This window comes from Paenibacillus chitinolyticus (assembly GCF_045038035.1).
GTDB classification, from domain to species: Bacteria; Bacillota; Bacilli; order Paenibacillales; family NBRC-103111; genus Paenibacillus_F; species Paenibacillus_F chitinolyticus_A.
In genome coordinates this window covers 2,769,784-2,791,895 of the sequence record NZ_CP173427.1, presented here as the reverse complement: position 1 = coordinate 2,791,895, position 22,112 = coordinate 2,769,784, and the positions used below count along the sequence as shown (strand labels likewise).

Below are 22,112 nucleotides of genomic sequence, written 5' to 3'. Positions count from 1 at the left end.
ATTGTACAACTTTCTTATTTAATTCCTTCCATAAATGCCCTGAAGTTTTCAGCGATTTCTTTGAATTTGGTATGGTGTAAGTAATGTGTTCCTTCAAATGTCATCACTTTTCCATGTACAGAATCTTTGACTTGCTCTTCATGTAGTGTTGACCATCCTTCAATTCCTGTACTATCCGGTTGTAAAAAGAAAATAACAGGAAGGTTTTTGGGGAATGTTAAATTTTCAGCCGCTTTAAAATTAGAATTCCTATTTTCTATTTCATTCACAATGGTGGGATTTCTAAAGTTTTTGAAAGAAAGAATTCTCATTTGTTCTTTCGTTTCATCATCAACGGGCAGTGCAGCAAATGGGTCAGCACTTAGTTTCATTACCAATCTGGCTAAACCTGATTTTTTGAGTAGTGTAATTACTGAAGATGGTATTGGAGATTCAACAACCTTATCACCGTATTGCCTTGGAGCACTGCTATCGATCCCGACAAATGCACTCACTTCGTGTTCATATTTGTTCACATAATCTAGTCCGTAAATGCCCGCAATGGAGTGCCCCATTAGAATATATCGGTCAATTTTAAGACTCTGTAAAGTTTCATGAATTTCACTTACAATATTTTCGGTGCTTCGTTTCTTATCCGTTCCATCACTTAATCCATAACCAAAAGGCTCAACCACTACGACTTTGTAAAAAGGGGATAACTCTTCTACTAGCGGCTTAAAATCAAGTGCCGGTGTTCCTGTTCCCAAACCTGGTAGTAGCACGACTGTTTCTTGGCCTTGTCCTTGAATCAAAACATTCATATTTTTTCCATCTACTGTTACGGACTGACCATAGGGTTTTATTCTTCCTTCCTCTGATTTGCTGCTGATAATATTAACTGTAAACACAATGGCTAGAAAAAGGACTATTGCTATAACGAATGCTGCTAATACTTTAAGTAAAATGAGAAACAACTTTTTCATCGTGCTAGCTGGTTTTTTGCCTGTTGTTGTGTCCAAGTCTTTTTTCTTTACCTCGCTTATTTCACTCGCCTCTTCTCCTGTCGTTATCTCTATTTTGGGCAGCTTTAACGGGCCGTTAGGCAATCATAAACGACAAAGATGTACTCCCCATGACGACAATATGAACTGAATATGAACATGTAAAAAATGCCGAGGCCCACCACATACAAGGAAGTTTGCATGTGGTGGGCCTCGGCATGGAGAACGCGGTTTAGTAAATCCGATGGATCCCGATGAATCTAACTAATCTGTAGGCGAAGAGATTGGCAAGGCGACAATGAAGGTCGTTCCTTGACCAAGCTCACTTTCCACTCGAATGTCGCCTTGATGCAGCGATACGATCTGTTTAACGATGGCAAGTCCCATCCCACTCCCATCAACCTTGCGACTGTGGGAACGATCAGCCTTGAAAAATCGCTCAAATATACGCTTCTGGTCCTCAAGGGGTATGCCGATACCGGTGTCGGATATTCGGACGGTCACGTTGTTGATATCGTGTTGAATGCTCACGTTAATCATCCCGCCATCCTCGGAAAATTTGATACTATTGCCGATAATATTCGTCCATACCTGGTTTAATAGCTCATGATCCGCCGTTACTTGAAGCGTCTTCAAATCAAGCTCAAACTGCAGCCTGCGAGCAGTCCATTGCGGCTGGAGCGCCACGATGACCCGTCTGATCTGTTCATCAAGGCTACGTGTGGTTAAACGAAGTTGCTGTGACTGGGATTCAAGCAAACTCAGCTTCAGCAAGCTATCGCTCATTTTGGACATCCGCTTCGCTTCAGCGATAATAATATCCAGATAACGGCTTCGTTCATGATCTGCGAGGTTTACTTGCTTAAGTGCTTGAGCATAACCGGATATCGAGGTGAGCGGTGATTGTACTTCGTGCGACACATTCGATACGAATTCCCTGCGCATCTGCTCAAGCTGCTGCAGATCGTGCATCATGTCTTCGAAGCTGCGAGCCAGCGTACCCAGCTCACTCGTTTGCTTAATATTCAGTTTGACGTTGAAATCTCCAGCCGCAATACGCCTGGTCGCTTTGGTCATCTTTTTGATCGGTCTGACCAGGAATACAGAAGAAACTAGAATCAATAAGCTTCCTGCAATCAACGAACAGATTGCAAAGATCAGTCCCCACTTGGCGACAAAAGAGGCAGAAGGAGGAGTGATCGTTTCCAAAAACATCGCTTTCGTTCCCGTTTCCGTTTGCAGCGGCAGCCCTAAGAGGACTATAGCAATACCGTTCGGCGTGTCTTGAACAACGCCTCCATCGATGACTTTCTTAAGCTGCTCCATCGTCACCGTAGCAGGTTTGTGTCCGTTAAGTTTACCGTAAGATTGGAACTGCCCCGTTGCTTCATAAATTCGAATATGATAGGAATCCAGCTGCTTCATTTCACTTACGAACGAATCTGCTTCACGTAACGGAAGGGTCTTGTAGATCCGGACGATGTCTTGGCCAAAGTTACGTAAGTTGGTTTGCGCGTTTTCGCTAAATTTTTCTTCGAATATCCAAGTTGACACAAAAAAAGCAATGACCGTGCCTGCGATGACGCTGACTAGAAATGTCAGGACAACACGTATATATAAGGATCTGATCATTCGCAGACCTCAAGCCGGTAGCCCAGACCACGCACCGTTTCGATACGAAAATCGGGTGTAGTCGCGAATCGTTCGCGCAGGCGTTTAATATGCACGTCTATCGTTCGATCATCTCCGGCGTAATCGATCCCCCAAATTTGATCGATCAACTGGCCGCGCGTATAGACTTGTCCGGGTGTCCCGGCAAGCTTATACAGCAATTCAAATTCCTTGAGCGGCAATGTACGCGACTCCGTCCCTCTCATTACCTTATAGGTCTGCCGATCAAGGATGACGCTGCCGATCTGAATTGTCTGCATGGAGCCATTCCGAGATCGTTTCAATAATGCCTTAACACGAACCGTCAATTCTAGCGGATCGAATGGTTTCGTCAAATAATCGTCCGTCCCGAGTTCGAACCCTTTTACTTTCTCCCAGGTTTCGCCTCTCGCAGTCAGCATAAGCAGCGGAAGATCAGGATTAGCTCTTCGGAGTTCCTTGCATAACGTCCAGCCATCCATAATCGGCATCATAATATCGAGCACGACAAGATCAATGTGCGTCGAGGCATAGACAGCCAGTGCTTCCTTGCCGTCCGCCGCTTCCGCTGTTGCGAATCCGTCGTTGCGTAGAAACAAACAGACGAGTTCACGAATGTTCGCATCGTCATCCGCAACCAGTATAGTAGGCATCTGTTCCCTCTTTCCTGTTTTCCATCCTATATAGCCGTACATATTATTATACTATAAATAGATTTGATGTACCCTTCTCCTATTATTTCTAAAAACGGCATTGTACGTTTCACTTCACGTTTCACGTTAAATAAAAAAGCCGCGGGATCCGCGGCAATTCGTGAGTTCGAGCTGTGTCCCCAGACAAGACACGAACCGCTTGTGGTGAAATAGGGATGCTGCGGGTATAAGAAACCGGTTCGAAAGAGTCGGAAAGCATTAACTTATTCGTACCCGCTACGGTCAAAGCCAAATGCATGACTTTATCCTTCATCGCCTCGGGTGTTCCAGGCGCCTCCCCGAATGTGGTAAGAAACTGAATTTCGCCACCGAGTGACTCGACGTAAAAATTCGCCTGACCTCTTGCATCTTCCGACATCAGATAACAGTGAATTTGTGCTCCCATAAAAATTCAACAACCTTTCCCCTTGAATTTGTCTTTCTATGATTACAACGAATGAACAAGGATGAAATCGACAAAGGAAATAAATCATTTTAATTAGTTTTTTGGCTATGTTAAACTTTGTTGTTGATACTCGAAATATACGAACTAACGTTCTATAATTAGAGTACTATCACTGTTGGGCGTGGACGTATTCGGTCTGAACGTATTTTTGTTATCATGAAATGTGACACGATGTTAAGCGTTTGGAAGGAATTAGTAATTGTTGATAGAATAAATGTATGAAGTTGATCAGGTAATAAATTTGTACACATAAGGAGATAAAACTATGGCAAAAAACAATTTACTAAGAATGGACAATGTTGGCATCGTTGTAGAATCCCTTGATGACTCAATCTCTTTCTTCGAGGAGATTGGCTTGAAGCTCGAAGGGCGGGCTACTGTCGAAGGTGAATGGGCTGGCCGCGTAACCGGGCTGGGTTCACAGTGTGTAGAGATCGCTATGATGGTTACCCCGGATGGCCACAGCCGACTTGAACTTTCGCGATTTCTCACCCCACCTGCTATATCAGATCACCGGACTGCTCCTGTAAATGCCCTCGGTTATCTGCGCGTCATGTTCACCGTTGAAGACATTGACGAAACGGTATCCAGACTCACTAAGCATGGTGCTCAGCTCGTTGGCGAAGTGGTTCAGTACGAGAACTCGTATCGGCTCTGCTATATTCGTGGAAAAGACGGACTTCTGATCGGTTTGGCGGAACAACTCGGTAATAAATAAGTGACGTTTACAAAGAAGACTTAACTGAAATGTCCATTACTAGAGTGAAAATAGAAGCAGAAAAGCAGTGTGAAAGTATCTCGAAGAAGTCGGGTGCATCATAGAAACACCGCATTTCACGCTCCGGGTCTGGGCGACCCTCTTAATCATATTTTTCGCAAGACCGATCTCAAATGCGCCTTCAGACGTGTTCCACCCAGTTCACCGTTCCGATTGAATCCGTTAGGACTAATTGCTCGTTTATATGAACACGCAAAACCAGCCTTCCCTATACCAGGAAAGGCTGGTCGTCTTCATGCGAACTAGCGCTTGGTTCGGCAGCGGAGGTTTTATTCGTCCGCCCCTATATTCACTGCGGCACCCCGTACACGAGGATCTCCGTCGATATCAAGCGAGCCGATAATGTCCGGTTCGGTCGATCCGGCGTCAATTGCCGGAGATCCTGGCTTCAGATGGAAATCGCTCGATGCCGCATTTACGAATGAAGGATCGGCAAATACCGAGTGGGCGTCATTGCCCGTGCCTTTTTTATAAGCGGCGAAACCGTTGTACGTCACATTTTTCCATGTCCAGGCCGCGTTGGCACTGCCCCCTGGCGCAAAGTACAAATTATAATCCACAATGTTCCCCGAATTTTTCGTGTATTCGTTATAGATCAGAACATCCGAGGTACCGGCTACGAAAATATTATTTTTAATGACATTGTTCTGAGTATCGTATTGGACATATAACTGCCCGCTGCCGTCTCCTAAGCTGTCGTTTTTATAGAACGTATTGTTCACAACCACGCAGTTTACCGTCGCTCCCCGCTGCTTGTCGTAACCTCCCATAGCCAGGCCGGTCAAACGGTTGTTGTAAATCATATTACTGCGGACCGTAATGCGGCTGGTCGCTTTGCCCGCGTGTTCGGAAGCGATCTCGATGCCGATATCGTTGCCGTAACTATAGTTCCGCTCGATCAGGTTGTCTTTGCCGCCATCGACATAAATGCCGCCTGCCGAATTGCTGTTGTTCGGAAGCTTTTTGCCGTAAGAAGGGTTGTTATTGGATGAAATGTTGTATACGCGATTACCGCGGATGACTCCGTTTCTGGCTTGGTCATACGAAGCATCCGGCGCTTTGCCCTCGAAACCGATCACATCGATGCCGATATTGTCGTTATCGTGGATCGTGTTGTTGGTCACGGCGAACGTGTCTACGTTACCGTTGAGAACCAGAGACTCGCTCGATCCTAGCACGAGATTATACAGCTCGTTTCCGTCAATCGTAAGGTCGTGGATCGACTGGGGAGCTTTCGTCCCGTACACGGCTATTCCATGGGCATCCCTTCCCAGAAGATCGGTTCCGGTCGGAGCCGCCGTGTTCTTGATATCATGCACTTTGTTGCCGGACAGGTTGATGAAACCTCCGGCGCCATGCACGTAAATGCCGACCGGCATGACATTGCTTTTGGCCGTCGTGAAGTTGCGGACCTCAAATCCTTTAATGTTGACGTAGCTGGCATCGGCGAGATCGATCAGCCCTTCCGTTCCGCTGACTGCAAGCCCCGTACCGTCGATGACGGCGGCCTCCGAATTGTAGGACGCGAACGTGATGGGGCCTTGCTGTGCAGAGCCGGATTTCGTGATCTTCAATTTCTCGTTGTACACGCCGCCCCGGACGTAGACGGTGCTGCCGGGTCCCGCTTGATCCGCCGCATGCTGCAGCGTCTTCCACGGCGAGCTTAGCGTACCCGGATTCGAATCGCTTCCGTTCGCCGCCACATAATAGTCGGTGCCTGCAGCCGATACAGACGACGATTGGGCCATGCCCAGTCCTAAACCCAGTACGGCCAGGCTTAAACCCGTAATAAACGTTTTGCCGATTTGCACGAATGATCATCTCCCTGATTGGTTAATAGCCGGACTTTGATTCGTTTCAACGAAACCGCGTCTATCTCTGCGAGAATGTGCGGGCCTCACCTCCCTGTCCGCGTTTAGGTGGCTGACGGCTCTTGGAGCAGCCTGCCGACGGCCGCAGTCGTCGGCAGATTGCCCGTTCCCCCGACGCCAAGGGTGGACAATGCGCCGCACGCGTTGCCGTACCGCAGCAGCTCCTCCCCTTGCAAGCCGTGGAGAGAACCGTAAATGATGCCGGCGTTAAAACAATCCCCGGCTCCAGTCGTATCCCGGGGAGATACCCGGCACGGTCCGGCTGCTGCGACGCTCCCGTCCGGAGCAAGAAGGCTCGCGCCCTTGGCCCCTTGCTTGACGGCCACCCGCCCCGCCGCGCTTCCGAGCTTCTCGCGGATATCCGCGATCCGGTCCGCCGCGAAAATATGCAGCGCCTCTTCCTCGCTCGGCATAAACAAGTCCGTTTCTTCCAGCAGGGAACGGATGCCCTCGGAATCCCACTCGTTGCGCACGTCCCATCCCGCATCGAATGAAGTTCGCGTCCCCCTGGACCGGACCTCTCCGAAAAGCTTTTTCCAGTGCGGCCTCATGCCGTCCTGCAAATAGTAGGAACCGAAATGCAGATGGTCCGCTCCGCGCAGAATACTTTCGGGAATATATTCGGGTGCTAACATGGGAATACTGCCCGGATAAGTCAAGAGACCCCGGTCTGAAGGAGTCGTGAACGACAAGGTGACCCCGGTCTGAACATCCGGCAGTACGGTCACTCCGTCGGTGTTCACACCCATCCGCTGCAGCTCACCGATGCAGAAGGCGCCGAGATCATCCTGGCCGGCAACTCCCACGAACCTTACGTCAACCCCCAGACTGGCCAGCGCGCAAGCGGTAATCGCGGAAGAGGAACCGAGCACGGTTTGAAATCCGTCGATGATTTTCTCCCGGTTCCACTCCGGAATTACATCCCTGCCGGATACGATCATATCCGCGTTCAGCTCGCCGGCGACGACAACGACCGGTTTCCTTTTGCTGTCGGTAGGCATCATTTCAGCACCGGTACGAAGTCCCGTTCCGCTTCGTACAGCTCTTCGAACATCTCGCCGATTTCTTCGAGCGAGCATACCGCTGCGGACAAGGGGTCCACCATCAGGGCGTGGCGGGCCATCTCTTTATCCTTGCGGAGCACGGCGTCTACGGCCAGTTCGAAAAAGGCCATATTGGAGCGGCACAAAGCGGCGAGATGCTCCGGCAAGCTGCCGAAATGACAAGGATGAATGCCGTTGCGGTCGATCATGCAGGCTACTTCCACGATACCGTCGCCCGGAAGATTTGTGATGAGGCCGGTATTGGGCACGTTGCCGTAGATGACTTTCGGCTCGTTTTTGAGCATCCCTTCGATAATGATGGCTGCATACTCGTTGCTCGGCGCAAGCTCAAGCGGCCGGTTCCCTTCGAGCTGCTCGATGATTTTCTCGTCGTTTTCTTTGCGCCAGATCGGCCAGTTGTCCGCGTAATAGCCGGTCGCCCCGTTGTATCCCGAGCTGCAGTGCCGGTCGATTAACGACTGGCGTTTGCGGTAGTAAGGGATGTATTCCGAGAAATGCCCGCTCGATTCCGACACGAACGCCCCCAAATATTTCATCGCGTCGAAGCGCACGGGATCTTTTTTCAGCAGTTCGGGATCCTGAATTTTCTCCCGGAGCAGCGGGTACAAATCTTGTCCTTCATGGGTCAGTTCGACAAACCAGGACATATGATTGATGCCTCCCGCTTTCCACTGCATCTGCTCGTAAGGCACACCGGCATATTTGGCCAACTGCCTGGACGTGTTCTGAATAGAGTGGCACAGGCCCACAACGGGAAGCGTCGTGATGCGGGACGTAAGCAGCGTGACGGCCGACATCGGGTTGGTATAATTGAGAATCGTGGCATCCGGGCACAAATCCTCGATATCCCGTACGATGTCCATCCAGGTGGGAAGCGTCCGCAGCGTCTTAAACAGCCCCCCGGGCCCGAGCGTATCGCCGATACACTGATTCACGCCGTATTTCAACGGAATTTCGTATTCATAGCGGACGGTCTGCAGCCCTCCCACTTCAATCTGATTAATGACGAACCGGGAGCCGCCGATTACTTCCCTGCGGTCGGTAGAGGCGATTACGTTCCATTTTTTCCCCGTTTGCTCTATAATCCGGGCCACCAGCTTGCGGGCAATCTCCAACCGTTCCCCGTCGATATCCACGAGTGCGAGGGTTCCTCCCTCTATTCCTTCGATCAGTAAAATATCTGTCGCTATTTCCTGCGTAAATGCGCTTCCCGCGCCGATAATTGAAATTTTGGTCATGGTTGTTCTCTCCTTGTTAAGGTCTATTTCATGCCGGTCATCGTCAAGCCTTTAATAAACTGCTTCTGGAAAATGAGAAATACGATAATCACCGGAATCGTGATAAGAACGGCCGCCGACATGACGACGTTATAATTGACCGTATGCGTTCCGTTAAAATAAACGAGGGCCAGCGGCACCGTCATTTTTCGGGTGTCGTCCAAAACGATAAGCGGCCACAAATAGTTGTTCCATGAGTTCATGAAGGTAAAGATGCCAAGCGCCGACAGCATGGGAAAAATAAGCGGCGTAATAATTCGGACCATCAGCCGCAGCTCCCCCGCACCGTCTATTCTGGCGGCATCGAGCAAATCCTTCGGGATGTCCTCGATAAATTGCTTGGCGAGAAAAACACCGTACGAGCTGACCAGACTCGGTAAAATAATCGCCAGTAGCTGGTTGACGAGACCAAGTTTGGCCGTGATCAAATAAGTCGGAATCATGACGACCTGAAACGGGATCATCATCGTGGCCAGAATGAGCAGGAACAAGATCTTTTTACCTTTGAACTCATGTTTGGCGAAAATATAACCGGCCAGCGCGCTCGTAAAAAGAGTCGCTGCCGTAATGACGACAGATGTCACCGTGCTGTTTAGCAGCCATCTTACAAAGGGCGCGTCCATAAGCACCGTTCGATATCCCTCCAGGCTTGCCTCCTGCGGGAACAAGGTGTGCGATCCGGAGACAATTTCCATATTGCTTTTCAGCGAAGACAGAACCATCCAGAGATAAGGCAGCAGCATTAAACAACCGGCAGCCGCCAGTACGGTCAGAATCGCTCCGTCCAGCCATCTGTTTCTACGTTGCATCTATCGGAGCCTCCTTCAATGTTCCCAATCCGTGCGGCCCCATTTAAGCTGCAGGACGGTCACGGCCAGAATGATCATCAAGAAAACAGTCGCCATCGCCGACGCATAGCCCATGTTGGAGTTGGAGAAAGCCATCTCGTAAATGTGCAGGGCAATTACTCTCGTTTCGTTAAACGGTTCTCCCTTAGTCATGATTTGGAATTGGGCGAAGGCCTGAAAATAGGAGACGACCGTAGTCACGGATACGAACAGCATCGTTCTCCGCAGAAGCGGAAGCGTCAGATACCGGAATGAATGCCAGCGGTTCGCTCCGTCCAAGAGAGCGGCTTCATAATAAAGCCCGGGAATGGAATCGATTCCGGCGATGAACAGGACGATATTGTAGCCGATGTCCGCCCACAACGTCATGATAATGACGGAATACAGCGCATAATGCGGGTCGCTCAGCCATTGGATGGGCGCCATATGCAGCTTTTCAAGCAGCATGTTGAACAGGCCGTGATTATAATTGAACATCGTGCTCCATACGATAGCCGTTCCCGCAAGCGGGGCGATCGTCGGCAGAAAAAACACCGTGCGCATCAAATTTCGCAGCCATCCTGTTTGCAGCCGCTGAATGGCCACCGCAATGAGCAGGGTGATGGCTATATTCACCGCAACGGCAACGACCACGAATTTAACCGTCACCCAGAGCGATTTCAGAAAGACCGAATCTCCCAGCATCCGCGCGTAGTTTGACACACCGATGAACGTCGTGTTGGAGCTGAGGGGATTATATTTGAAAAAGGACAGCCCGAGACTCCAGCCAATCGGAAGAAAAGCGAATGCGCCGAATAATAGCAGGATTGGAATCAGCGACAAATAAACAAACGCGCGCGCGTTCTTTCGGCCTTTAGGTTGGGCTGCCGGTGGAATCTTTCGGGTTCTGCCTGCTGCCGGTTCAAGATTCATACTCCGATCACTCCGATCATTTGTGTTGATCCTGATTGTCGTTTATTGATTTTTCAATGCCGCTCAGACCGGCTTCGACGGTTTCCTGTCCGCTTGCCATTAATTGAAAATGATCGTTGATCACTTTGAAGAAATAATCCCGGTCCGCAACCGGTCCGATCCACTCTCCCAGCGTCAAAATATCCAGCGAAGTTTTCATAAACGGATTAGCCTTGAGAAATTCCGGATTTTCGGCCACCTCTTTTTTGGCGGGGACCGTAAACGTGCTCAGATTCCACTGCAGCAGATTCTCATTGGAAGAAACGAATTCGATGAAATCGACGGCGGCTTTCCGCTGCTTGCTTTTTTGTGCGGCTACCAGTCCCCAGCCGGATTCGGCCGCGTATAAAGGCGGATTTGCCGTGAAAGACGGCACCGGCACATACTCGAAGTCGTCTGCCTTGTATGTATTCAAACCGGCGGCTATGGACCAGGGTCCGCGATACGTCATCGCCGAACCTCCCTGAAAGAAATAGTCGGAGGTGTCCAGCTCGCCGCCGAACGTCGTGAGATCCGCGACTTTATCGTCTTTGATAAGCGAGACTAGTGCTTGCATCGCTTTTTTCGCCTCCGGCGTCCGGAAATTCACATGATCGTTATCGCCCCAATACTTCCCGTTCTGCTGCAAAATCATGGACAAGAACGTGAAGGTGATATTGTCGCCGGACACAAAATCAAATCCTTTCACCTTAATGCCCTTCCCGTCCCTCACCGTCAGCTTTCGGGCGCTCTCCACCAGCTCTTCCCACGTGGAAGGAGGCCGGGCGATCCCCCTCTCTTTCAACATTTGCGGATGAATCAGCATGCCGCCGTTTTCGATATTGAATTCGAGAGGAAGTCCGTAAAGCTTCCCGTTCCATGTGTATCCCCCTAGCGGGGCTTTGTAGTAGCCGTCCCGGAGCCGTTCGCCGTCCGGTATTTCCGCCAGCAGACCGTTCGTGGAGTAGACGGGAACCCAGGTGCCGAACATCTCGGCGATGTCCGGAGGATTTTTGGCAATGAAAGAAGCTTTTAGCTTCTGAGGGTAAACATCGTAAGGAAAGGATTGATAGTCGATCTCTACTTCCGGATGCGCTGTCCGATAAGCGGCAATCAAGTTTTTATACGCATCCATAAAGGCATCTTCTTGATGGCTCCAAAAAACAAGTTTGACTTTTCCGTCCGGATTTGCAGAATTGTCAGCCGTCGTTTCTATATCATTTGCGCAAGATGAAAGGATAATTATCGCAAATAAAAGAGAAATAAATGAAAAAAAGCGGACATTTTTCAAATTGTAACCCCTTTCTTTTTATTTTACCTGGAATTTCTTCCGTCCATATAAAAATAATACCTCCACAAAAATGGAACGTCAATAATTATTTTGCATTTTAATTGCATTTTATTGATCGTAATTTGCATTTCCATTCTTCTTTTTTTCAGTTGACCTGCGTTTTTATTTTCCTTAACATAGAGAGTAAGAATTTTTGTTCGTTCATTCTTAGATGAAATGAAGGCAGGTCATAGCATGCCCACACTAAAAGATATAGCGGACCGGGTTGGCGTCTCTATCTCTACGGTTTCCCGTGTTCTGGCCGACGATACCAGCCGCGCTTCCCATAGCAAAACACGCCGGAAGATTTGGGACGCTGCCCATGATCTGGGCTACACGGTCAAGCTTCCCGCACAAGAGCCGGTGAAGAAAATAGGCTGTATCGTTTCCACGATGCAGGGACGGCGCTACCATCCCTACTTTTCCGTTATTTTCGAGGGAATAGAGAAAGAGTTAGCTCTTCACGGCTATCAGATTGCGTTCACTTATACGCAAGAAGATTTGCAAAAACCTGAAATTTTGCAGCAAGTCATCCACAAAGATCAAATCGGAGGCCTAATTATTATCGAAGGCATCGAGAAACAATTGTATGACGATATCCGCAAGCACGTGGAGCATATCGTCGGAATCGACGTATCCGCCCCGGACATTCCTACCATCTCCTATGACCGGGTAGAAGCGGCTCGTACGGCCGTCAAACATTTAACGGATCAGGGCCACAAGGACATCCTGTTTATCGGGGGCACCGGCTTGTCCGGAGAATTCCAGAGGGAGAAGCGCTACCGGGGTTATAAGCTGGCACTGGAGCAGGCCGGTTTGGCGGTTAAGCAGCAGTACGTGCTTAACGCCGAGTGGGAACCGGATCAGGCTTACCGTCTCGTCCTGAATTACATCGACGAGCATCGCGGCCACCTGCCTACAGCGGTTTTTGCAGCCAGCGATATTATGGCGATGGCGGCTATGCGCGCCATTTCCGAGAAGGGCTATCAAATTCCGCAAGATTTCGCCATTATCGGTTTTGACGACAACGAGCCTTCCCGTTACACGGTTCCTCCTCTCTCCACCATCCATATTCCTACCTTTGAAATCGGAAGTGTCGCCGCAAGAACGCTCCTTCAGGAAATGCAGACGCCGTATCCTCTGCCCGTCAAGATTTTGCTGCCGTTTCATCCTTTATTTCGGCAGTCAAGCGACCGCCGTTTGCGGTAGCTTCAAGACGAGCACAACGCAACTCGCTAAGATCGGTGCGAAACTTTGTCTTAAAGGCCGATCCGTTTATTCACATAAAACAAGCCATCCTGGGCTAAAGCGAAGGATGGCTTGTTTTTTTAATTTTCATATTGCTGATTTAGGGAAATCCACATAATACTTATACATACTTAAAATTTTTATTGAAATACTTAAATTTTATGATAAATTTACTTATAAGAGGTGAAAACGATGTATCAAGAAGAACGATTACTGAAAATACTCGACTATATTAATAAACATCACGCGATGAGTGTTATGGATATTTGTTCGCTTCTAAATGTATCCAGGGATACGGCCCGAAGAGATATTGTTAAATTAGTGCAAGAAGGGGTCGTTATTCGTACACACGGAGGTGTCGCTCTCCCGCAATTGCAGAAAGAAATAGCTACCTACCAGGAACGTTTAATTGACGAAACAGACAGCAAGAGAAAAATCGGGAAGTTAGCGGCTAAACTAGTTCAAGATCACGAAACCGTCATTCTCGACGTATCCACTACGGTACAGTCCGCAGCCGAGCAAATTTCAGCTAAACATATTACGGCGGTCACGCACTCCATAGACATTGTCGGGATTCTATCCGGTCGGGAAGATCTGCAGGTTTATGTGCTCGGCGGCTATTTACATGCCAAAAACCGGTTGTTATACGGACCTTCCGTCATCGAGAAGCTAAGGGAATTAAGAGCCGATAAGGCATTTATCGGAGCAACGGCTATACGAGCGGATGGGCTTTATTTTCCGTACGAAGAGGATGTCTCGGTTAAAAAAGAGATGGCCCGCAGATCGGATCAGGTCATTGTTGTGGCAGATTCTACGAAGTTTACAAGCAAGTCGGTTTATCGGATGGATTTTGATTTTGTAGATATTTTGATTACCGATCAAGAAGTGCCCTTCGCTATTAGAGAAGTACTTCATAATAAAAATATAACGCTTATACAATGTGAGGAGAAAGACAACTACAAGGAGGAAAATAAAGATGAGTCTTAAAATTTTACACAATGTAAACGTGGTTCAAGAAGATAACTCCGTTATGTCTGCCACACTTTGGATACGAGACGGAATTATTGAACGGATAGAAAATACCCTATCTGCTCTTCCGGAGGGCGACTATGAATTTATGGACGGTCAAGGCTGCTTATTAATCCCGGGCATGATCGATGTCCATATTCACGGCGCCAACGGCTTCGATATGATGGATGGAAGCGAGACGAGTATTCAGGAGGTTTCGCGGGCTTGTGCGGCAACGGGCTGTACCTCGTTTCTGGTCACCTCCGTCAGCTCAACGATGGAAGACTTAATAGCCATGATTCGCAGTGCGAAGCGTGTCGCAGGGCATGAAGCCGGGGCCAAAATCGCCGGACTTCATCTAGAAGGTCCTTATCTGAATCCGAAACGTAAAGGGATGCAGAATGAACGGTTTTTACGACATCCGGATCTTGCTGAAATGAAAGAAATTTTTGACGAAGCGGACGGGCTGATCAAGATGGTTACAATAGCTCCCGAATTACCCGGCGGGATGGAACTCATCTCATTTCTGAAGGAAAGGGACGTAATTATCGCCGTCGCGCACTCGGATGCCACATACGAGGAGGCCAAGCAGGCCTTTGAAGCAGGAGCCAGCCATGTTACGCATTGTTTCAACGGCATGCGTCCGATTCATCATCGGGATCCCGGCCTGGTTGTAGCCGCTTTTGAAAAAGAGCATGTAAGCCTCCAAGCGATTGTAGACGGCATTCATTTGCATCCGGCGATCGTTCGAATGATGCATCGTCTTAAAGGACCGGATGGCATGGTACTTATCACAGATGCTTTGCAAGCCATGGGGCTCGGTGACGGGAAATATATGTTCGGCGGCCATCCCGTTACGGTTTCCGAAGGTGTAGCGCGCCTTGAGGACGGGACTTTAGCTTCCAGTACGGTTACGATGAATGAGGCACTTCGTCTAACCGTAGATACCGGAATTTCTTTAACGGATGCGGTTAAAATGGCCTCAAGTACACCTGCACGGCTATTAGGACTTGCTGCTAAAGGCAAGATTTCCGCGGGTTTTGATGCCGACCTTGTCTTGTTAGACGAACAATTTCAAGTCCAATGGACAATGATTAAAGGCTCTATCGTCTAATTAACCGACATTTAAACTCAGCTGACGCCCTCCTGTAACGGCAATCCCGTTCCTCCCGGTGAAGTAAGGGATTGCCGTCATATTCTACGACTTTCCGGCTCCATGTTTAATCCGGACCTGAAGCAGGAATCCAGCCTTCCAGCAGGGCTCCCCCCTCAGGATGGTTATTGACGGCAAGGTCGCCGCCGTGCCGCCTGACAATTCTTTGTGAAATGGTTAACCCCAGCCCGCTGCCCCCGGTCGAACGATTTCTGGAACTTTCGCCACGATATAACGGTTCAAAAACGCGCTCTAATTCTTCAGGAGAGAAGCCCGGCCCCGAATCGCGTATCGTAAATTTTATTTTATTCCCGTCCGGGTAACAATGGACGACAATTTCACCATCGCAGGGTGTATGTCTCACGGCATTATCCAAAAGATTGCTCATGGCGCGTTCCAATAAGTGGGTGTCTCCGTTAAGGATGCAGCCGTCCGCAGAATAGTCGGAGATCGAGATGTGTTTTTGCCTTGCCGACGGTCTCAGACTGTCAAGCGATTTCCGGAGTATGAGTCTAAAATCAACCGTTTTATTGTCAAGTTTCGTCTCCAAATACTCCATCTTGGTAAAGGTGAAAAGGTCCTCTACCAGACGATCCAATTGTGCCGATTTCTCTTTGCAAACTCTTATATACTTAGTTATTTTTTCCGGTGATTGAGCAATCCCTTGCTCCAACCCATCCAAATAACCTCGTAAGGCGAACAACGGAGTCCGTAAATCGTGCGCGACGGCAGAAATTACGAATCGGCGCTCTTCTTCCAATTCTACCTGTTTCCGATATGATTTTTGAAGTCCCATCACCATATTTTGAAAGCTGTCGCGTACTTCGGCGATTTCAGAAATCCTGGACAAGGGTAGCTGCGCTTCCCAATCCCCTGCTGCAATTTGTCTTGCTGCAACACTCAGTCTCTCGAGGGGTTTAAGGAGGAATCGCCTCATTTCCATCCCGACAATAAAGAAAGCCAGAAGGAGCCCGGCAAGAGCTGCAATCATTTGAACGGTATTGGATTTGGGCAGATAAAAAGTGATTCTTCCCAGCAATTGACCGTCTTCTAGGACAGAAAATCGTTCGGCAGACGACAAAGCGCCGCGGCGTTCCGGGTTAGACCGATAAACTTCCTGACCGGACGCGGATTGAATAGACACATCCATCTTCGCTTTCAGCAGCTCTCGATGTAATTGGTTTTGCCAATCGGTATCCGACCATTTGTCCTTGCCCGCTTCGATCAGATGCATCGTCTCGTTCAATTGTTTTTGCAGTGTCTCATTTTGCGACTGACTTTTTGCGAAGCTAAACGTGTTAGTTTCCATAAAGTGAGCTGTCAAAAAGAAGATCCATGGCAACAACAGGATGAACAAAAAGCAAAGGATAGTAAACTTACGAATGCGAAGCGTCTTCATTTTGTCCTCCCTCGAAGCGATACCCTACTCCCCACACATTTATCAGGTACAGCGGATGGTTAGGATCGGATTCGATTTTCTCGCGGAGACGGCTGAGATGGACCCGAATCGTATGCTTATCGCCCACACCATCCCAAAATTTTGCAAGTAATTGTTCATAAGTAAAAACATGTCTAGGGTGCTCAAAAAACAGCTGCAGCAGCTCGTATTCCCTCGGTGTGAGCACAACGTTCTTCCCTTCCACAACCACTTCTCTGGTGGACAAATTCATTTTGATGCGGCCGTAATCTAAAATTTTTCGTTCCGGCTGCCGACTTGATGCGGTACGCCGCAGCACGGCTTTTACCCTGGCGACAATCTCTCCGGGTGAAGCCGTTTTGACGATATAGTCATCGCCGCCTAGAGTCAGTCCTCGAATCTTGTCCACATCATCGCTGCGAGCACTCAAGAAAAGGATCGGCACTTCGCTCTCCTTCCGAATCCGACGGCACAGCTCAAACCCGCTTTGGCCGGGCATCATGATGTCAAGAACAATCCCGTCGATGGCGCTCTGCTCGAACAAAGCCCAAGCTTCAGCGGTATCGCAAGCGGTAAGAACGTGAAAATTTTCGTTTTCCAAAAAATCCCTCAATAGTTCAGCGATACTTTGATCATCGTCTACGACGAGTATCGTATTTGATTCATGCATGAAATATCCCACCTTCACCACCCAGTTTATCATTTTTTGTGCGAGAACAGATGACCCCCTATGTTTTGTGATGAATTGTTTATTGTTTTGTGATTTTTTTGCCGCTTCCTTTGAGAGATTCATTTGTTAGGATTCTGTTGAGAACACAGCTTAGGAGGATGTTTATTTATGTTAAACGTTCAAATTGTCTTATTTGATGGCTTCGACCTTCTGGATGTTATCGCGCCTTATGAAGTTTTTTGTGCGGCTGCCATGCATGCCGAACATGCGTTAAGCGTAAAATTGGTCACTGCTGAAGGGCCCCGATCAGTGCCCAGCGGCATCAACGGGTTGAAAATTGAAGCGAGCGGCAGACTGAACCCGGGTCAAGCGGGAATCATTCTCGTTCCCGGCGCTTCCGGCGACGTCGACGGAGACGGCCCCGACTCGATTCCGGCTATTCTGGGCCGAGCCTTGAATACAGAGCTGCCCGGTATGATCGGGCGGGCACTCTTGCAGCCGGACATCATCGTCGCTACGGTATGCGGCGGTTCTCTCCTGCTGGCCATGGGAGGACTCTTGGAAGGCAGACCGGCGGTAACGAATCATCTGGGTATGGATTTACTCGGAGCAACAGGGGCCATTCCCGTCCCGGCACGTGTCGTTGATGCAGGCAACTTGGTTACCGGCGGCGGCGTAACCTCCGGACTCGATGTTGCTCTTTACTTGGTGGAACGTGAGCTCGGACCTCGTATCAGTCACGCGGTAGAGCAGTTGTTCGAGTTTGAACGGAGGGGGACGGTTTGGAGAGAAGCAGGTATGGCGCCTGACAATCGTAAAGCGGCGGCGGGACACGAACCGAACACCGAAGCGGACAAAGAGCCAATAGCTTACGCCATTCCGGTTAACACAAGCCCGCAGGCATCTGTTTTCGACGGGAATTGGGATACGACAATCGCTACGCCTGTCGGAAAAATGCAGGTTAAGCTCTCCATAACCGTACGGAACGGAATGATCCAAGGGAAGGCGACTCAGGGCAATGAAACGGTCGAATTTTTGAACCCCGCACTGGAAGGCAACAGGCTTACCTGGTTGCTGCGGATCACGAAACCGATGCGCCTAAATCTGAAATTCGAAGTTTCCGCCCACGGGGATGATATGACCGGAACCGCCAAGGCCGGGATGTTACCGGGAAGCAAATTAACAGGCAGACGGATTTCCTGATCCGGAATGATGGATGAGAGCAAATAAATAGTGCAGCGGGGGTTGCAAAGCAGATGAAAATACGAAAAACATTATATATCCTATTGGCCTGTGTCAGTGTGGCATTTATCCTGTATGCCCTAGCAAACAATTATTTGATAGAGCCCGGAGCTCAAGGGTTTTTAAGCCATAAAACCGGATTGAAGCGCGAGCTTAATCTACCCGTCTGGTTAAACGTTATGCATGTTCATGTTGCATTTGCCTGCATCGCCATGGCGGCGGGACTGCTTAACTTTTCTAATCGGCTCCTGGAAAAAAACCGCAAATTCCATCGCCTAAACGGCTACGTTTATTTGGTGTCCGTCCTTCTTGTCGTGCTGACTTCCGGGTACATGGCACCTTACGCCACCGGTGGAAAAATAACCAGTATGGGGTTTAATGCGCTAAATTTGATATGGCCGTTCATGACCATTATGGCGCTCGTTCAAATCAAAAAGAAAAGGATCGCCCGGCACCGAAACTGGATGATCCGAAGTTACGCCTTTTGTTTTACGAACCTGCTCATTCATCTCATTGCTACTCTTTTTTATCAAGGATTCGGTTTCGCTTACGCGGCCAGTTATACGATTGGCGTTTACGGCTCCGTTGTGCTGCTGCTGGCCGTTCCCGAGTTCATCATCAGAATGTACGGTCAACCCCGAGAATTTACGATAATTCGGTAAAAAGAGGTCCCGCCCGCCTCCAACATTATGCCGAACGCGCTTAATAAACTTAAATCTCTTGCGTGCGAACCCCTATGCTTCGATAAACCAAGAAAACGTTTTGTCCGTCGCTTCCTGATTGCCCGATCTTTTCTTTGATGGAGCCGGCGATATCATTAAAAACCTGAAATAAGACGCGCCGCTGCTCTACTAAGCGTGTGAAGCTGAAACCAAGCAGTTTATCCATTCCTCACGCGATTTCAGGATATTTTCATGGCAGCCGGCAAGCGCTTCGCTTAGAATTCCATATCCATGCAAAAAAAGCCCTGGAGATTTCAGTCTCCAGGGCTTGCTGCGCAAACGTTAAGGAATGACCTTCCATACGTTGGTGCCGGTCGGTGTTTCGCCTTGTGTCCACCATTTGGCCTCATAGTTGACACCGTTGTAGGATACCTTGTTTCCGCCTACATAAACCGTAGTCGCACTCCAGGCCGGATACGTCGTTGTGCTGCCGCCCGTCGTTTTGACCGTCACTACGGAAGAGGATGGAGATGCTTTGCCCGAGGAGTCGATAGCGGTCACGGTAAAGCTGTAGGAAGTGCCGCTCGACAAGCCCGTGTTCGTGTAGGAGGTCGAAGTTGTCGTGCCTACCGCAACGTTATCGCGGTATACTTGATAACTAGCCGCTCCCGCTACCGATGCCCAGCTCAAGGAAACGCTGTTGTCCGTTACGGCTGTGGAAGCCAAATTCGCCGGAGCGGGGAGTGCGCTGCCTCCGCCGAAATCTACATCCGCTACATTGACGTAAGCGGTAGGCGCACCGGAGACTTCCCAGATAGCCAGGATGACATGATAACCGGTTCTCTCGGGAACGTTACAATTCGTGGTGTAATAGTTGCTAGGGCTTGCACCGTTCAGATCCACTTGGCAGAAAGGCGTCAAGTCAAAGGAAGCTCTCGTCAGAGGGGCGTTCGGATTCCAGCCCGGCTTGGTGATGAAATATTTAAAGGTCGTTGTAGCGTGGGCGGCGTTCAGCTGCCATTTGAAAGCCTGCGGGCCCGCCTTCATAGGAACTTTGCTCCAACGTGTCGAGGTTTGCTCGTCCAGTTTGGGGAAGGTGTTGCCGGCGCTCGCGATGTGACCGTCGCCGGGTCCTCCGTTAGGAAAGCCTTTGCCCGCTTCGGCGCTTTGGGGCTCGTAAGAGGCTCCTCCACAATCCGTATTCACGTTGTTTTTGCATAAAAGCGCACGGCTGGCGGGAACATCCAAATACCCGTGAGCCGAGCCGGTTTCGGGAAACAAAACCATCAGTAAAGCGAACATCAGCAGCATTCCGCATGCGGCAACCAGTTTGTGCAGCAATGCGTGGTTCGGTAAAGCCAAATTCATCATTCATTCCTCCTCAGATTTGGGTTTTGAGCGTCAAAAGCGCTTACATTTCGTTGTTTTAAACGATATCACCTCCCTTAAAAGTCTAGCAGCAAGCCTTAGTAGAAACAGGAAATGCATGGGCATATCTTCCATATTATAAGCCGGATCAAAGCATATCACAATGATTTTTTTTAACAAAAAAAGGAGACCCTGTAACGGAATGTCTCCTTTTCTGCGGTAATATAACACCTTCTTGAAACACGCGATGCCGCTCAGGGTCCAGGGTTCAGGATTCAGTGGAGGATGCTTCCAGCCGAAGCTTCCGCTGCCTTCACTTTCTCTCAAATCGGACTTCCTCGGCGTCGGAAAATCGTCGGACCCGGTTATGCGCAAGGCAAACCTTCACCTGTGTGAAGCGGTTCAGAACGGACTGGTGTTCTTCACTCCTGAACGTTGATAATCCGGGAGGTATTCAGCACATAGGGCGGCACGACTTCAATCATGGGTTACTTGACGGCAACGATGCGTAACCGGCTTGTGTCGATCATCCATTGACCTCCCCGGTCAAGGTGCGGCTTAACTTTTGCCTCGATGGCGCTGTAGATGGACGCTTTGTCAGCCGAGGTGACGTCCCGGAAGAAGTAGTCGGAGAACTTATCCAGCCAGTTCCGAACTCCCGTATCTCCCTTGAGCGGAGTGGGCTTGTCGAAGTGCTGTGCCAGCATAACGCGAAAGCCGGTCTGCTCCAGCAGGCTGGCGTATTCGCCAATGGTGGGAAAATACCACGGACTACGTCCCGCCCACGTATAACCACGAGCTTCCAGCTCCTGCTCCATGGCGGTGGTCAGCGCGGCGACATTGCCTCTGCCGGCGAATTCGGCAACGAATCGCCCTCCCTCTCGGAGAGCCAGCCAGATGGTGCGGGCGACAGCGGGGGCATCCTTGATCCAATGCAAGGCCGCATTGGAGAACACAGCGTCATATCGGACATCTGTCCGGTAATGACGAACGTCTTCCACCAGAAAGTTCAGTTCAGGATACTTCTGTCCGGCCCTTCTCACCATCTCCTCCGATAGGTCGATACCTGTGGGTACCGCTCCCGCGGCTGCGATCTTCGCCGTCAGGTCCCCATTCCCGCATCCTACGTCCAGGATTCGCTCTCCGGTTTGCGGCAGCAGCAGGGACAAGACCTCCGCTCCCGGTTTGACGACGAAATCCGGATTATCCTGATCCACGTTCGGATTCAAGTGGTTGTTAGAAAGTTCGCTGCACATAGGTGTTGTCTCCTTTTTTTGTATAACTGGAAATTCTCTTCCGTAAGGTCCGCATCAGCGACCAACGCTGCTTTGCTGCCGGAGGTTGCGGTATGAAACAATCGGGAAGGCGTCACATAGACAGAATCCCCGGCAGAGTATACTCCACTTCGGTAGTCCGTCCGTCGCACCGGCAGCAATCTCCTTCATGTACTTCGTAAAT

20 protein-coding genes are annotated in these 22,112 nt (G+C 49.5%); 6 read left to right on the top strand and 14 right to left on the bottom strand.

From position 1 onward, the window contains the following. Positions 1 to 14: 14 nt before the first annotated feature. The 4 genes from ACI48J_RS12675 to ACI48J_RS12660 all read right to left on the bottom strand — a co-directional run bounded on the left by ACI48J_RS12675 (position 15) and on the right by ACI48J_RS12660 (position 3,728). Positions 15 to 962 (bottom strand): alpha/beta fold hydrolase, encoded by a 948-nt coding sequence (locus ACI48J_RS12675; RefSeq protein WP_405083219.1) that lies wholly within the window; start codon positions 960 to 962, stop codon positions 15 to 17. A gap of 282 nt (positions 963 to 1,244) precedes the next feature. Then, entirely contained in the window at positions 1,245 to 2,612 is a 1,368-nt protein-coding gene (locus tag ACI48J_RS12670) for a sensor histidine kinase (RefSeq protein WP_405083028.1), read from the bottom strand. Continuing rightward, positions 2,609 to 3,283: a response regulator transcription factor gene (locus ACI48J_RS12665; RefSeq protein ID WP_405083027.1), complete on the bottom strand. Its 675-nt coding sequence runs from the start codon at positions 3,281 to 3,283 to the stop codon at positions 2,609 to 2,611. Before ACI48J_RS12665 ends, ACI48J_RS12670 begins: the two co-directional genes overlap by 4 nt. A 121-nt stretch (positions 3,284 to 3,404) precedes the next feature. Further along, a complete protein-coding gene (locus ACI48J_RS12660) occupies positions 3,405 to 3,728 on the bottom strand; it encodes a VOC family protein (protein WP_405083026.1) in 324 nt (107 codons plus the stop codon). Positions 3,729 to 4,053: 325 nt separating this feature from the next. Between ACI48J_RS12660 and ACI48J_RS12655 the strand changes: the two genes are divergently transcribed. Beyond that, on the top strand, positions 4,054 to 4,506 hold the full coding sequence (locus ACI48J_RS12655) for a VOC family protein (protein ID WP_405083025.1): 453 nt from the start codon (positions 4,054 to 4,056) through the stop codon (positions 4,504 to 4,506). A gap of 329 nt (positions 4,507 to 4,835) precedes the next feature. On the opposite strand, the gene ACI48J_RS12650 is transcribed toward ACI48J_RS12655, so the two are convergent. The 6 genes from ACI48J_RS12650 to ACI48J_RS12625 all read right to left on the bottom strand — a co-directional run bounded on the left by ACI48J_RS12650 (position 4,836) and on the right by ACI48J_RS12625 (position 11,691). Beyond that, positions 4,836 to 6,314: a choice-of-anchor Q domain-containing protein gene (locus ACI48J_RS12650; RefSeq protein ID WP_405083218.1), complete on the bottom strand. Its 1,479-nt coding sequence runs from the start codon at positions 6,312 to 6,314 to the stop codon at positions 4,836 to 4,838. A 167-nt stretch (positions 6,315 to 6,481) separates the two neighbouring features. Next, positions 6,482 to 7,441, bottom strand: a complete 960-nt coding sequence (locus tag ACI48J_RS12645; RefSeq protein ID WP_405083024.1) for a carbohydrate kinase family protein — start codon at positions 7,439 to 7,441, stop codon at positions 6,482 to 6,484. Then, positions 7,438 to 8,739 (bottom strand): alpha-galactosidase, encoded by a 1,302-nt coding sequence (gene melA, locus ACI48J_RS12640; protein ID WP_326050153.1) that lies wholly within the window; start codon positions 8,737 to 8,739, stop codon positions 7,438 to 7,440. The genes ACI48J_RS12645 and melA overlap by 4 nt, the downstream gene beginning before the upstream one ends. 23 nt (positions 8,740 to 8,762) lie before the next feature. Then, on the bottom strand, positions 8,763 to 9,587 hold the full coding sequence (locus tag ACI48J_RS12635) for a carbohydrate ABC transporter permease (RefSeq protein ID WP_405083023.1): 825 nt from the start codon (positions 9,585 to 9,587) through the stop codon (positions 8,763 to 8,765). Positions 9,588 to 9,602: 15 nt separating this feature from the next. Further along, entirely contained in the window at positions 9,603 to 10,538 is a 936-nt protein-coding gene (locus ACI48J_RS12630) for a carbohydrate ABC transporter permease (RefSeq protein ID WP_405083022.1), read from the bottom strand. Between the two features lie 16 nt (positions 10,539 to 10,554). Beyond that, positions 10,555 to 11,691 carry an ABC transporter substrate-binding protein gene (locus ACI48J_RS12625; RefSeq protein WP_405083021.1) on the bottom strand — a complete coding sequence of 379 codons (1,137 nt, stop codon included), beginning with the start codon at positions 11,689 to 11,691 and terminating at the stop codon, positions 10,555 to 10,557. Positions 11,692 to 12,081: 390 nt separating this feature from the next. On the opposite strand from ACI48J_RS12625, the gene ACI48J_RS12620 reads away from it, so the two are divergent. From ACI48J_RS12620 to nagA, 3 genes are all read left to right on the top strand, one after another. Then, entirely contained in the window at positions 12,082 to 13,095 is a 1,014-nt protein-coding gene (locus ACI48J_RS12620; protein WP_326050158.1) for a LacI family DNA-binding transcriptional regulator, read from the top strand. A 231-nt stretch (positions 13,096 to 13,326) separates the two neighbouring features. Further along, positions 13,327 to 14,121: a DeoR/GlpR family DNA-binding transcription regulator gene (locus tag ACI48J_RS12615; RefSeq protein WP_405083020.1), complete on the top strand. Its 795-nt coding sequence runs from the start codon at positions 13,327 to 13,329 to the stop codon at positions 14,119 to 14,121. Next, positions 14,111 to 15,256, top strand: a complete 1,146-nt coding sequence (gene nagA / locus ACI48J_RS12610; protein ID WP_405083019.1) for an N-acetylglucosamine-6-phosphate deacetylase — start codon at positions 14,111 to 14,113, stop codon at positions 15,254 to 15,256. Before ACI48J_RS12615 ends, nagA begins: the two co-directional genes overlap by 11 nt. 106 nt (positions 15,257 to 15,362) lie before the next feature. On the opposite strand, the gene ACI48J_RS12605 is transcribed toward nagA, so the two are convergent. Together ACI48J_RS12605 and ACI48J_RS12600 are read right to left on the bottom strand one after the other, a co-directional pair. Further along, entirely contained in the window at positions 15,363 to 16,694 is a 1,332-nt protein-coding gene (locus ACI48J_RS12605; RefSeq protein WP_405083018.1) for a sensor histidine kinase, read from the bottom strand. Next, the gene (locus ACI48J_RS12600) at positions 16,672 to 17,382 is read right to left on the bottom strand and encodes a response regulator transcription factor (protein ID WP_405083217.1); all 711 of its coding nucleotides are present in this window, start codon (positions 17,380 to 17,382) and stop codon (positions 16,672 to 16,674) included. Before ACI48J_RS12600 ends, ACI48J_RS12605 begins: the two co-directional genes overlap by 23 nt. Before the next feature lie 168 nt (positions 17,383 to 17,550). On the opposite strand from ACI48J_RS12600, the gene ACI48J_RS12595 reads away from it, so the two are divergent. Both ACI48J_RS12595 and ACI48J_RS12590 read left to right on the top strand, forming a co-directional pair. Continuing rightward, on the top strand, positions 17,551 to 18,585 hold the full coding sequence (locus ACI48J_RS12595) for a DJ-1/PfpI family protein (protein ID WP_405083017.1): 1,035 nt from the start codon (positions 17,551 to 17,553) through the stop codon (positions 18,583 to 18,585). A gap of 53 nt (positions 18,586 to 18,638) precedes the next feature. Further along, a complete protein-coding gene (locus tag ACI48J_RS12590; protein WP_405083016.1) occupies positions 18,639 to 19,286 on the top strand; it encodes a DUF2306 domain-containing protein in 648 nt (215 codons plus the stop codon). A 342-nt stretch (positions 19,287 to 19,628) separates the two neighbouring features. Here the strand turns inward: ACI48J_RS12590 and ACI48J_RS12585 are convergent, their stop codons facing one another. Continuing rightward, positions 19,629 to 20,657: a lytic polysaccharide monooxygenase gene (locus tag ACI48J_RS12585; protein WP_405083015.1), complete on the bottom strand. Its 1,029-nt coding sequence runs from the start codon at positions 20,655 to 20,657 to the stop codon at positions 19,629 to 19,631. Between the two features lie 485 nt (positions 20,658 to 21,142). After that, complete coding sequence (locus ACI48J_RS12580; RefSeq protein WP_405083014.1) at positions 21,143 to 21,910, bottom strand: class I SAM-dependent methyltransferase; 768 nt, start codon at positions 21,908 to 21,910, stop codon at positions 21,143 to 21,145. Positions 21,911 to 22,112: the final 202 nt, after the last annotated feature.